Here is a 13,124-nt window from a genome sequence, read left to right as displayed (position 1 = left end):
GAGCGCTCCAGGTGACGAGGCGGGGCGGGGTGGGGCGGCGGGCCGGACGGCCGCTGACTGTCAGAGGTCTGCGATAGTCCGGCCGCGGGGTGTCAGGCCGCGGGGTGTCAGGCCGTGGGGGTGTCAGGCCTGGGCGATGCGCCCGGCGTAGCGGTGGGTCCAGCCGGTGCCGGTATCGGCGGTCATGACCACGTCGTAGTAGCCGTCGGCGGTGGGCCAGGTGACCTGCTTCGACTGGCCGGCCGCGACGTAGAAGTCCTGCTTGCCGCCGGCGTAGTCGTTGGCGGTCAGGGTGAAGTGCACCTGCTGGAGGCCGTCGTTGTGCAGGGTGACGGTCAGCGTCGGCGTGGCGCCGGACACCAGCGCCACGTCGGCCCGCGGCACGCCGGCGTTGTTCTGGCCGGCGGGCAGGACGGTTCCGGCGTGCGAGCGGACGAAGCCGTCCGGGCCGTAGATCGAGAAGGCGTAGCGGCCCTGGTACGCGGTGGCGTCCCAGGTGTAGCTCTTGGCCGCGGCGGTGGTCACGGTGAACGGCGTGTTGGCGAACGTCTTGTACTTGTCGGGGAAGACCTGGAGGCTGACGCCCTTGCCGGCCGGGCCGCCGACGAGCGTCATGGCCGCGGTCACCTTGCCGGTCTTGCGGTCCTCGGTGAAGGTGCCGTGCGGGTGGAAGGACAGCGGCCGCGGGCGCAGCGGCGGGTAGTCGTTCCACTGGTCGTCGGCGGGCACCTGGGTGCCGATGGTCCCGCCGGCGCGCGCGATGGCCACCAGCGCCGCGGTGTCCGGGAGCGAGGGCACGCCCAGCACCGGCCGGGAGAAGTCGATCGCGCTGGTCAGGTCGCCGCTGATGGCGCGGCGCCAGCCGGTGATCGTGGTGCTCTGCGCCGGGGTGCCCATGGACGCGGTCCACACTTCGAGGAAGCGGATCACCGAGGTGTGGTCAAAGACCTCCGAGTTCACCCAGCCGCCGCGGGTCCACGGCGAGACCAGCGTCATCGGCACGCGCGCGCCGTAGCCGATCGGAGTGCTGCCGGAGTACTCGCCGGCGGTGCCGGCTTCCGGGAACGGCGGCAGGACGTGGTCGAAGTAGCCGTCGTTCTCGTCGAAGTTCAGGATGAGCAGCGTGTGGTTCCAGATGTCCGGGTTGCTCTGGAGGGCCTTGATCACGCGGTTGGTGTAGTGGGCGCCGTGCTCGGGGTTGGCCGAGGGGTGCTCGGACCACTTGTAGGGCGAGACGATCCACGACACCTGCGGCAGCGCGTACTGCGCGCCGGGCTGGCAGGCGGCGATGAAGTCCTTCAGGACACCGTTCAGGTTGGTGTCGCTGTCGTCGTCCGGCAGGCCGTCGGCCGCGTAGGGGAAGGAGTTGGCGCGCCACACGACGCCGGTGCCCGGGGCGATCTTCACCTGGTCGGCGAGGTTCGCCGCGCTCGGGGTGAACGTGGCGAAGCCGCGGATCGGGTTGTCCTCGTAGTCGCCGCGCCAGCCGTCGCCGTTGTTGTTGTCGACGTAGACGCGCCAGGAGACGCCGGCCGCCTGGAGCGCCTCGGGGTAGGTCTGCCAGGCGCGGTTGCCGGAGGTCTCGCCGCCGTTGGCGGTGACGCCGTTGGAGGTGCCGGTCCACAGGTAGAGGCGGTTGGGCGTGGTCGGGCCCATGACCGAGCAGTGGTAGTTGTCGCAGAGCGTGTAGTTGCTGGCCAGCGACCACTGCCACGGGATCTCGTCGCCGGTCAGGTAGTTCATGGTGGCGCTGCCCTTGGTCGGCACCCAGTTGTTGTACTTGCCGCTGTTCCAGGCGCCGGTGCCGCCGCCGTAGCTGTGGTCGAGACCGGTGGTGGTCTGGGCGACGGTGGTGACGCGCTTGGGCTTCACGGCGCTGGTGCCGCTGGGCTGGGAGAAGACGTCGGTGCCGTTCGGGAAGCGCAGGGCCTGCTTGTCGTTGAAGCCGCGGACGCCGGGCATCGCGCCGTAGTAGTGGTCGAAGGCGCGGTTCTCCTGCATCAGGATCACGACGTGCTTCAGGTCGGCCATGGTGCCGGTGAAGCCGTCGGGCAGGAGGTAGGCGGCCTTGGGGCCGGCGGCGGCCGCGCCGGCCGCCGCGGGGCTGCCGGATTCGGTCGCGGCCCAGGCGGTGCCGCCGGCGGCGGCGGTCGCGCCGCCGAACAGGCCCATCGCCTTGAGCATGCCGCGGCGCGACAGACCGGAGTGCAGGATCGACTGCGGGATGGTGGTTTCGGGCTGCTCGGAGTCGGTGGCCACGGGGCGCTCCAGGGGATGGGCTGACGGAAGAGGCAGTCCGGATGAAAAGCGCCGCCGGTGAATGGCCTGTGAACTGCGCGCGGCCGCCGCGGGATCATGGCGGATTGGGTCGCCGACTGCGCGCAGTGGGCCGTCGGCCCGCACGCAGCGTGGTCAGTCGCGCGGCGCGAGCAACGTCCGGGAGGCGTCCCCGGCCCGGACGTCGAAGGCCACGATGTCGGCGACGTAGCGGTCGACGGCGACCTCGGCGACCGGCCCGGTGTCGGTGGCGGTGGTGCGGCTCACCTGGAGCAGCGGGCTGGAACGGCGGACGCCGAGCAGGCGCGCGTCGTCGCTGGAGGCGGCGACGGCCTCGATGCGGTGGTCGCCGAGGACCACCGGCACCCCGGCGGCGTGCAGCGCGCCGAACACCGAGGGCACATCCTCGGGCAGGTCGGCGATGACCGGCAGCACCCACGGCGCCCAGGTCGAGCGCTCGACCATGACGGCGCGCCCGTCGAGCGTGCGGACGCGGGTGAAGCGCATGACCTCCTCGCCCAGCCCGACCCCCAGCAGCCGCGCCTCCCAGCCGCTGGCACCGCCGCACTCGCGGCGCACGATCCGCCCGCCGAACTCCCGGCCCTGCTCGGCGGCCCACAGCGAGAAGGACCGCATCTCCCCGACGGTCTGCGCCTGGTTCCGGACCAGCCAGCCGGAGTTCGGCCGCGAGACCAGCAGCCCGCGCCGGGCCAGCGCCGCCAGGGCGGTGCGGACCCGCGCGCGGGTGGTGGCGTAGGTCTCGGCCAACGCCTGTTCGCTGGGCAACCGCCGGCCGACGGGATAGGTACCGTCGGCAATGCGCCGCGCGAGGTCCGCGGCGATGGCCGGGCCGGAAACCGGGTCAGTGGGCGTCACGGAACACGTCCTGCGGGCATGAGGAACGGACAATCTTGCCGCCCCGTGCCGCGGAGGCTACCAGGCGCGCAGGTCAGCAAGGTGAATGCGGCGGGAACCCGGCGGCCGGGATGTCCTGTCGCAGTACCCGATGACAATCACCCGAAATGACCGACTTCACCCGCAGGCGCCACGGTCAATGGCGGGGTCATCACCGCGGTTTGCCCGGGCACCACCTCCGGGAGCGTCTACACGCTGAGCGCGGACTGCGACACGATCGCGACACTGACCGTGCCGGACGGCCTCACGATCAACGGCGGCGGCCACCGGATCACGGGGCACGATCCGAATCCGGACCTCGGTCCGCCCGGCCTGTTGTCCGGCGCCTCACCAACCTCACAGTCCAGGGGACCGGCTTCTCCTACGGCTGTGACAACTCCCACGTCAATCCCACGGTGGGCGTGCTATACAACAACGCCAGCGACTCGATCACCGACGTCACGGTCGCGGACATCACCCAGCACTCCGCCTGCCTGAGCGTGCATTCGATCCTGCTGCAGGCGACCACCCCGCAGTCCGTGACGATCGCCCAGGTGGACATTCCGAACTTCCAGCGCACACTGGGCCCGCCGGACCTACAGGTCCCGAACCCGGACCGGCTGACGCAGAACACGATCCAGGTCGGCTCGCCCGCGTTCAGCGGACCCACCGGCGGGCTCATCGCGAACAATACGATCATCGCCGGGGCGTACGGCGCCCCGACCAACCTGTCCGTGGGACTGCTCGCCTACAACGCCATCAACCGGAACCCGAATCCGCCGCCGGGCTTCCTCGACGCCTACGGCTACGGCGCCAGCTCCGACGACACCTCCAAGGCCACCGCGCTGCTGATCTGCAACACCTTCAGCGGCTGGAACCTGAACCTGGACAACCTCGTCCAGCCGCCATGCATCGTCACGCTCGAACCGCCCTGCGCGATCATCGGCGAGCCCTACAGCGTGCAGCTCCAAGCAACCGTCTCGCACCCGGACGCGGTCTTGACCTGGCGCCTGGCGTCCGGCCGGCTCCCGCCCGGCTTGACGCTGTCCGCCGACGGCGTCGTCTCCGGGACCTCGAACCGAGGCCAGGACACCGTCGCGACGGTGGAGGTCTCAGACCCGATCGACGGATCAGCCACAGCCGACATCCCCTTCTGCGTCGAGGCTCCTCCTCCGGGGACCATTCCTCCGAACCCGCCGGACAGCACGACCCCGCCGGATTCGCCGACCTCGCCCGGCTCTCCGATCCCACCGGGTTCTCCGACGTCGCCGGGCTCTCCGACCGCACCAGTTTCCCCATCTCACCCCGCGGCGCCGTCGGACCCGGCTGCTCCGAAGCCACCGACCCCCGCCCCGGCTTCTGAGGCCACCCGCGCCGCACGGGCCCGCCGCACCTTGCCCGTCACCGGACCGATCCAGTCCGTGCAACTCGCGGGCGTCGCCCTGGTCGCGACTCTCGCCGGGATCACGCTGCTCGCGATCGGTGCTCCTCCGCGTCGTCGCGACAGACAACGCTGACCTCGCACAGGTCGCCAGAAAGATCGAACGGCCCCTGGCTCGCTCCGTCGAGCGCCAGGGGCCGTTCTCGGAATCTCTCCGAACTCTCCGACTCATCCGAATAAGACTTCTGAGTCCGCTAAGCCCGCACCACCCGCACACCCAGCTCGCTGAACCGCCCCACCATCTCCCCCGGCGCGTCCCCGTCCGTCACCAGCGTCGTCACGTCGGCGATCGGGCAGATCCGCGCGAACGCCCGGCGGCCCAGCTTCGACGAGTCCGCGACCACCACCACGTGCCGCGCCCGCGAGGCCAGCGTCTGGTTGACCGTCGCCTCGGCCTCGTTGTGAGCGCTCGCGCCGTGCTCGGCGTCCAGTGCGTCGACGCCGAGGATCGCCAGGTCCAGCGCGACGCGTTCCAGCATCGCCGCCGCGATCGGACCGACGAGTTCGTAGGACTTCGGCGAGCCGACGCCGCCGGTGGTGACCACGTGCAGATACGGCCGCACGACCAGTTCCTGCGCGATGTTCAGGGCGTTCGTCACGACCGTCACCGCCGGGCCGCGCTGCTCCCCGGCCAGGTCGGCGCGGGCGGCCAGGGCGCGCGCCACCTCGGTCGCGGTGGTGCCGCCGTTGATGCCGACCGTCGATCCGACCGCCACCATGGCGGCCGCGACCGAGGCGATCCGTTGCTTCTCCGGCGCGTGGCGGGCCACTTTGAAGCGCAGCGGCAGGTCGTAGGAGACGCTGTGCGCGGTCGCGCCGCCCCGGGTCCGCGACAGGAGTTGCTGCGCGGCGAGCTCGTCGAAGTCGCGGCGGATGGTCGCGGCGGAGACGCCGAGCTTCTCGGCGGTCTCGTCGATCTCCAGCTTGCCGCTCTCGGCGAGCAGTTCCAGCAGGACGCTCCAGCGCTCGTAGCGGTTCACTGCACGCGCCCTTCCCCGGCGTCGCGGAGCCCGGCCACCGGCTCCGCGGCCGATTCGATCAGTCCATGACGGGATCGTGACCTTGTTTGCAAGATTTTCTGGCACACTGTAGCGATCCTGCAAGGTGCCAGCGTCACATCCTAGGGGGCCGTCGGTTGAGCGTCCTTCGCCTGTCGTCGGTGCGGCTGCCGGTCGCCGCCCTGGGACCGGAGAACCCGCTCCCGCCGCTGCGCCAGCTCCCGGACCCGCGCGGCGGCCTGGACGTGTCCGAGGCCGACGCCGAGATGGTCGCGAACCTGGGCTACGGCCACGCCGAGTCGCTGCTCCCCTACACGTTCCAGGACGGCTACGGCCGCGAGACCCCGGACCGCGAGCCGGTCACCGCGGTGCTGGAGAACGACGTCCTACGCGCCGAGTTCCTCCTCGGTTACGGCGGCCGTCTGATGTCGCTGCGCCACAAGGGTCGCGGCGGCGCCCCGGACCGGGAGCTGCTGCACTTCCCGCCCAAGCTGCAACTGGCCAACCTGGGCCTGCGCAACGCCTGGTTCGCCGGCGGCGTCGAGTGGAACCTGGGCACCTTCGGCCACACCGCGCTGACCTGCTCGCCCCTGCACGCGGTGCGCGTGACCCGCGACGACGGCACGCCGGTGCTGCGCATGTACGAGTACGAACGCCAGCGCCGCCTCGTCTACCAGCTGGACTGCTACCTGCCCGACGGCTCGCCGGTGCTGCTGGTGCACGTCCGGATCCAGAACCCGTTCCCGGAGGACGCCCCGGTCTACTGGTGGAGCAGCGCCGCGGTGCCGCAGACGCCGGACAGCCGCGCGCTGGTGCCGGCCGACTCGGCGTACCACTTCTCCTACACCGGCAAGATGCGCCGGATCCCGTTCCCGCGCTGGCGCGACGCCGACGCCTCCTACCCGGGCCGGATCGACTACGGCGCCGACTATTTCGCGGAGATCCCCGACGGCGAGCGCCGCTGGATCGCCGCCGTCGACGCCATGGGGACAGGCCTGGTGCAGGCTTCCACCGACCGGATGCGCGGCCGCAAGATCTTCCACTGGGGCACCGGTTCGGGCGGCCGGAACTGGCAGGACTGGCTGTCCGGGCCGGGGCGGCCGTACTTCGAGATCCAGGCCGGTCTGGCGCGGACCCAGCTGGAGCATCTGCGCCTGCCGGGCCGCCAGTCGTGGTCGTGGGTCGAGGCGTACGGGCTCTTGGAGGTGGATCCGGGGCGAGTGCTGGACGCGAAGTGGTCCGAGGCGGTCGGGGCCGCGGCGTCGGCGGTCGAGGCCCTGGTTCCGGCCGGCCGGCTGGAAGAGGAACTGGCGACGATGACGGCGCTGGCCGACAGGCCGCCGGAGGAAGTGCTGCACGCCGGGACCGGGTGGGGGGCGCTGGAGCGGCGGGCATTGGGCCGGAACCGGTCGTTGCGCCTGGCGGGGACGCCGTTCCCGGACGCGACGATCGGCCGGGACCAGCAGTCGTGGCTGTCGCTGGTGCGCAAGGGGCAGATGCCGACGCCGGCTCCGGCGTTGCCGCCGTCGTCCTACGCGGTGGGTCCGGTCTGGCGGGCGCTGTTGGAGAAGGCGACGTCGGATCCGGGGCGAGCGACGTGGTTCACGTGGCTGCATCTGGGCGTGAACCGGTATCACGCCGGCGATCCCGCCGGGGCGCGCGAGGCCTGGGAGCAGTCGATGCAGCAGGCTGAGACGGCGTGGGCACATCGGAATCTGGCGGTGCTGGACGAGTCCGAGGGGCGTCCGGACGCCGCGGCGGACCGCTACCTGCGGGCTCATCACCTGTCGCCGCGCCTCCGTCCGCTGACGATCGAGACACTGCGGGTGCTGATCTCGGCGAAGCGGCCGGTGGAGGCGCTGGAGCTGGTGGACCGGCTCAAGGAGCCCGACCGGTTCGCCGGGAGGGTGCTGATGCTGGAGTGCCGGGCGGCGCTGGACGCCGGGGATCTGGTGCGGGCGCGGCGGATCCTGGAGACCGGGCTGGTGGTCGACGACGTCCGCGAGGGCGAGGATCCGCTGTCGGATCTGTGGTGGGAGTTCCACGCCCGGCAGGCCGGCGGGCTCGGTCCGGCGGTTTCACAGCGCGTGCGCGAAGAACACCCGCTGCCGTGCAGTTACGACTACAGCGTCCGCCAGCTGTAGCAGAGTCCTGCTACTGAGCGCTCAGCTCCGACCCTGGTCACGGGGTCGGAGCTTTCTTGTGCGGCTCAATCTTGCAGGTTTTGCAACTTTCTGCGAATCAATGTAGCTGTGGATCTCAACTTAGCATCACTCGAAAAAATCTTGCAGGGAATGGTTGTAGTCCTCGCGAACGACGCCCTACTGTCGGCTCCCAGCACCCCCTGACTGATCGTTCCTGGCGCACCAGCCTTCGGAGGAAATCGATATGGGCAGCACCACCGGCCGGGGTCCCCGGCTTCTGGCGATAGCCACCGCGGCGGTCCTCGCGGTCGGCGTGAGCGCGTGTTCCAGTGGCAAGAGCGACCAGGGCGCAGCCGCCCCGGCCGGCGGTTCCGGCGGCGAAGCGGCCAAGTCCGGCGGCAGCTTCAGCTACTGGTCGATGTGGCGCAAGGACGAGCCGCAGGCCAAGGTGATCCAGGCCGCGATCGACCAGTTCACGGCGGACACCGGCATCAAGGTCGACGTCGAGTGGACCGGCCGCGACGTGGCCAAGAAGATCGGCCCGGCGATGGCCGCGAACAAGGCCCCTGACATGTGGGACCAGGGCGCCGACTCGATCTACGGCACGGCCGCGCAGAACGGCAACGCGCAGGACCTCTCGGCGGTGCTGGGGATGACGATCCCGAACGACAACGTGAAGGTCTCCGACGCGATCCCGTCGAAGTACTGGGACTCGCTGCCGAAGGACCCCAAGGGCGGCCAGCACTGGGTCATCCCCTACGAGGCCAGCACCGCGGGCGTCTTCTACAACGCCGCCGACCCCGACGTGTCCGCCGCGATGACCTCGGCGCCGACCGACTGGGACGGCTTCATCAAGGTCTGCGACGCGCTGAAGGCGAAGAACAAGCCCTGTGTGGCTTCCGAGGGTGAGGACTCCTGGACCAACGGCCTGTGGTTCGACTACCTGGTCAACGCGAACGGCGTGAACTTCGCCGACCTGGCGGACGACAAGACCGGCGCCTCCTGGGACAACCCGGCGGTGCTCAAGGCCGCCCAACAGACCGAGCAGCTGGTCAAGGGCGGCTACATCATCCCGACCTACACCGCCACGAAGTACCCGGCGCAGCAGACCAACTGGGCCGGCGGCAAGGCCGGGTTCCTGATGAACGGCAACTGGGTCACCGCCGAGGTGGCCAAGCAGATCCCGGCGACCTGGAAGTACGGCTTCCTGCTCCCGCCGGGCGCGAGCCAGCCGGACTCGATGGTGTTCGGCTTCGCGCTGACCAAGAACGCGAAGAACGTCGCGCAGGCCGAGAAGTTCATGGCGTACTTCCTCCAGAAGAAGACGCTGTCCGGCATCTCCACCGACGCCGGCAACATCACCCCGCGCACCGACATCCCGGCCCCGGCCGAGCTGACCGACGTGCAGAAGACCCTGGGCGCCGACAAGCTGCGCCTGACCTTCGACGGCGTGGCCGGCGACTGGAGCACCAAGGTCTGGAACCAGAACTTCCTGGACTTCTGGCACGGCAAGACCGACGCGGCCGGCTTCGTCGCCAAGATGAAGTCCTCGCAGGTCTCCTTCTGGAAGACCCAGAGCTGAGCATGAGCACCGCCACCATCCAGGACCCGTCCCGGACGCGCCGCGTCCGGGGCGGGTCCGCCGCGCGCGGCCCGGTCGGCGCCGCCCCGCTGGAGCGTTCGCGACGCCGCATGTTCTGGGCGTTCACCGCCCCGGCCGTCGTCGTCTACGCCGTGCTGTTCCTGCTCCCGGTCGGTTACGCGGCCTGGACCAGCCTCTACAAGTGGGACGGCATCAGCGAGAAGAAGTGGAAGGGCCTGGGGAACTACCGGATCCTGTGGCAGGACCCGATCTTCCGGCACTCGCTCGGCAACACGCTGAAGACGCTGCTCGTCGGCGGCGTGATCACCTTCGTGATCGCGTTCGCGCTCATGCTGGTCCTGCGGGAGATGAACCGCCGCCTGTTCGCCAGGTCGGTGCTGTTCTTCCCGTGCCTGGTGAACGCGATGGTGTTCGGCATCGCGGCCGGCGTGCTGTTCTCCCCGGACGGCCCGGTGAATCAGGTCCTGAAGTGGCTCGGCTGGAGCCATCCGCCGCAGTGGCTGGCCACCGAGCACCTCCAGACCATGATCCTGGGGACGCTGGTGTGGACGGCCACCGGCTACTACACGGCGATCCTGATGGCCGCCGTGGATCAGATCCCTGAGTACCTCTACGAGGCCGCGGAGCTCGACGGCGCCAACGCCTACCAGCGCTTCCGGCACGTCACCCTCCCGATGTGCTGGGAGGTGATCTCGGTGTGCGCGGTGCTCTGGACGGTGAGCTCGGTGAAGGTCTTCGAGCTGATCCTGATGTACGGAGGCAGCAGCGGCGCGCAGCCGCCGTCGGACTCCTGGAACACCGCCCTGTACGTCTATGAGGAGGCGTTCCCGCAGGCGTCCACCCCGCAGCTGGGACTGGCGACCGCCGCGGCGCTGGTGAGCTTGTTCCTCGTCGTCATCTTCACCGTCGTGCTGCGCCGCCTGCTGCGCCGCGACCCCATCGAATACTGATCCGGCCGGCTCCGGGAAAGGAAGACGAGCCCATGAGGCCCAGGCGCAAGGCCCCGAGCCTGCCCATGCGGATCGCCACCGGCGCGGTGTGGCTGGTGGTGGCCGCCGACATCGCCCTGATCGGCTGGATCCTGCTGACGTCGCTGCGCGACGGCACCGACATCCTGAACCATCCCTTCGGCGTGCCCACGCACCCCAAGGGCGCCAACTACGGCAAGGTCTTCTCCGACGGCGGCTTCGGCCGGGCGGCGCTGAACAGCGTCGTGGTGGCCGTGCTGTCCTCGGTGCTGGCCGTCGTGGTGGCCGCGCCGTGCGCCTACGCGCTGGCCCGCCGCCGCAACCGGGTCTCCGGCGCGATGAGCATGACCTTCGCGATGGGCCTGGGCGTCCCCGGCCAGGTGATGGTGATCCCGCTGTTCATCGGGCTGGCGCATGCCAACCTTGACGACTCCCAGCCCGGCCTGATCCTGGTGTATCTGGGTCTGGCGATGCCGTTCACCGTCTACTTGCTCACCGGATTCTTCGCGGGCATCCCGGCGGTACTGGAGGAGGCCGCGGTGCTGGACGGCGCGGGGATGCTGCGCACCTTCACCAAGGTGATCCTGCCGGTGGCGCGCGGCGGCCTGATCACGGCGTTCCTGCTCCAGTTCATCTCGGCGTGGAACGAGACGCTGTTCGCGATCGTGCTGACCCACAGCCAGGACAAGGTGACGCTGCCGGTGGCGCTGTCCAGCTTCGTCAACGAGGCCCAGCTGAACGGTCTGGACTGGGGCGCGATGTTCGCCGGCGTCTGCGTGGTGCTGGCGCCGATGATCGCCTTGTTCAGCTGGCTCGGGACCCGGATCATCCAGGGCATGACTGTAGGGATCGGAAAGTGACCACGGAACTGCGGCACGACGTGCTGCGCATCGAAGGCGCCGACGACCCGCGCACCGGCGTGCTGCCGCTGCTGCGCGGCGTGGGCCGGCCGGGGTTCGACGCGGCGGCGGCGCCGTATCCGGACATGGCCCGGAACCTGGAGTACGGACGGCCGGCGACGCTGCTGCCGTACACGAACCAGGACTCGTATTCGCGCGACCGGAGCACCCGCGAGCTGCCGGCGCTGGTGCTGGAGAACGAGAACCTGACCGCGACCTTCCTGCCCGGCTACGGCGGCCGGCTGTGGTCGCTGGTGCACCGGCCGACCGGACGCGAACTGCTGCACCGCAACCCGATCCTCCAGCCCGCGAACCTGGCGCTGCGCGACGCGTGGCTGGCCGGGGGCGTGGAGTGGAACCTCGGCGCGACCGGGCACTGGCCGCTGACCTGCGCACCGCTGCACGCGGTACGGCTGGAGACCGCCGACGGCACCCCGGTACTGCGGATGTACGAGTTCGAACGCCTGCGGCGGGTGGTGGTGACGATCGACGCGTGGCTGCCGCCCGGGGCGCGGACGCTGCTGGTCCACGTCGCGCTGCACAATCCGGGGCCGGCGCCGACGCCGGTCTACTGGTGGTCGAACATCGCGGTGCCGCAGAGCCCTGATGCGCGCGTGATCGCACCGGCGGAGCGGGCCTTCCACTTCGACTACACGGCGCAGCTGACGATGGTGGGCTTCCCGGAACGGGACGGCGTCGAGCAGGATCAGAGCTACCCGGCGCGATTCGCCGCGGCGGCCGACTTCTTCATGGACATCCCGGCCGGCGAGCGCCGGTGGATCACGGCGCTGGACGCCGCCGGCACCGGCCTGGTGCAGACGTCGACCGACCGGCTGATCGGCCGCAAGCTGTTCCAGTGGGGCGTCGCGGCCGGCGGGCAGCGCTGGCAGGAGTGGCTGTCCGGGCCGGACGCGGAGTACATCGAGATCCAGGCCGGGCTCGCGCGCACGCAGTTGGAGCACCTGGAGCTGCCGGGCGGCGAGACCTGGGAGTGGGTCGAGGCGTACGGGCTGCTGGAGGCGGATGCGGAGGGCGTGCACGGGACGTGGGACGAGGCCCGGGCCGCCGTGGACGAGGCGTTGGAGCGGCTGATCGCGCGGAAGGACCTGGACGGCGCTTTGGTGGAGGCGCAGGGGTTCGGGGTGGGCGCTCCGAACGAGACGGCGCTTCCTGAAACTCTGCACCGGGGATCCGGCTGGGGAGCCTTGGAGATCGCCGCCGATGAGTTGGCGTCGGACGTCTCCCGGCCGTTCGGATCCTGCGGCGCGGAGCAGCAGCCATGGCTGGACCTGCTGCTGACCAAGCGTCTGCCAGTGCTCGACGGCGACCTTCCGGCGCCACCGGTGAGCGGACCGAAATGGCGGTCGCTGCTGGAGGAGTCGGCGGGCGACTGGCACTCGCTCTACCACCTCGGCCTGCTCCGCCTCGGCGATGACGAGCACGATGCGGCGCGCGAAGCCTGGGAGCACTCACTGACCGACCGCCCCAATCCCTGGGCCCTGCACGGTTTGGCACACTTGGCGGCCGACCCCGCGGAGCGCGCGGACCTGCTGATCCTGGCCCACCGCCTGGCACCGGGGCTGCGGGAACTCACCGTGGAGACCCTGCAAGCGCTGCTCGCCGCCGACCGCGCGGCCGAGGCGCTGGAGGTCGTCGCGGGGCTCGAACCCGTCGATCGCGACCACGGTCGCGTCCGTCTCCACACCGCGCAGGCGGCGCTGGCCGCCGGCGACGTCGACCGGGTCCGCCGCCTGCTCGACGAAGGGATCGTCGTCGACAACCTCCAGGAGGGCGAAGCCTCCCTGGACACTCTGTGGCTCACGGTCTACCCGGACCGGCCGGTGCCGCACGAGTACGACTTCCGGATGACCGGGAGTTAGCGCCAAGAGTCCTCCGGAAC

General features: G+C 70.6%; 9 protein-coding genes. 6 read left to right on the top strand and 3 right to left on the bottom strand.

Going from position 1 to position 13,124, the window contains the following annotated elements:
- Positions 1 to 123: 123 nt before the first annotated feature.
- Positions 124 to 2,259, bottom strand: coding sequence for an alkaline phosphatase family protein (locus ABD481_RS19855; protein ID WP_344667193.1), 2,136 nt, complete (start codon positions 2,257 to 2,259; stop codon positions 124 to 126).
- 153 nt (positions 2,260 to 2,412) lie between these two features.
- Positions 2,413 to 3,153: a GntR family transcriptional regulator gene (locus ABD481_RS19850; protein ID WP_344667192.1), complete on the bottom strand. Its 741-nt coding sequence runs from the start codon at positions 3,151 to 3,153 to the stop codon at positions 2,413 to 2,415.
- Positions 3,154 to 3,587: 434 nt separating this feature from the next.
- On the opposite strand from ABD481_RS19850, the gene ABD481_RS19845 reads away from it, so the two are divergent.
- Entirely contained in the window at positions 3,588 to 4,688 is a 1,101-nt protein-coding gene (locus ABD481_RS19845; protein WP_344667191.1) for a hypothetical protein, read from the top strand.
- A 118-nt stretch (positions 4,689 to 4,806) separates the two neighbouring features.
- Here the strand turns inward: ABD481_RS19845 and ABD481_RS19840 are convergent, their stop codons facing one another.
- Positions 4,807 to 5,592: a DeoR/GlpR family DNA-binding transcription regulator gene (locus ABD481_RS19840; protein WP_344667190.1), complete on the bottom strand. Its 786-nt coding sequence runs from the start codon at positions 5,590 to 5,592 to the stop codon at positions 4,807 to 4,809.
- 155 nt (positions 5,593 to 5,747) lie between these two features.
- On the opposite strand from ABD481_RS19840, the gene ABD481_RS19835 reads away from it, so the two are divergent.
- The 5 genes from ABD481_RS19835 (at position 5,748) to ABD481_RS19815 (ending at position 13,104) form a co-directional block, all read left to right on the top strand.
- The gene (locus ABD481_RS19835; RefSeq protein ID WP_344667189.1) at positions 5,748 to 7,754 is read left to right on the top strand and encodes a DUF5107 domain-containing protein; all 2,007 of its coding nucleotides are present in this window, start codon (positions 5,748 to 5,750) and stop codon (positions 7,752 to 7,754) included.
- 244 nt (positions 7,755 to 7,998) lie between these two features.
- Positions 7,999 to 9,336, top strand: a complete 1,338-nt coding sequence (locus ABD481_RS19830; RefSeq protein ID WP_344667188.1) for an ABC transporter substrate-binding protein — start codon at positions 7,999 to 8,001, stop codon at positions 9,334 to 9,336.
- Between the two features lie 2 nt (positions 9,337 to 9,338).
- On the top strand, positions 9,339 to 10,307 hold the full coding sequence (locus tag ABD481_RS19825) for a carbohydrate ABC transporter permease (protein WP_344667187.1): 969 nt from the start codon (positions 9,339 to 9,341) through the stop codon (positions 10,305 to 10,307).
- A 32-nt stretch (positions 10,308 to 10,339) separates the two neighbouring features.
- A complete protein-coding gene (locus ABD481_RS19820) occupies positions 10,340 to 11,185 on the top strand; it encodes a carbohydrate ABC transporter permease (protein WP_344667186.1) in 846 nt (281 codons plus the stop codon).
- Positions 11,182 to 13,104, top strand: coding sequence for a DUF5107 domain-containing protein (locus tag ABD481_RS19815; RefSeq protein WP_344667185.1), 1,923 nt, complete (start codon positions 11,182 to 11,184; stop codon positions 13,102 to 13,104). Before ABD481_RS19820 ends, ABD481_RS19815 begins: the two co-directional genes overlap by 4 nt.
- Positions 13,105 to 13,124 lie beyond the last annotated feature (20 nt).

It is taken from the genome of Catenulispora yoronensis, from assembly GCF_039531695.1.
Taxonomy (GTDB): Bacteria; Actinomycetota; Actinomycetes; order Streptomycetales; family Catenulisporaceae; genus Catenulispora; species Catenulispora yoronensis.
Note: the sequence above shows the minus strand (reverse complement) of the source record. Positions and strands in the feature narration are given on the sequence as shown.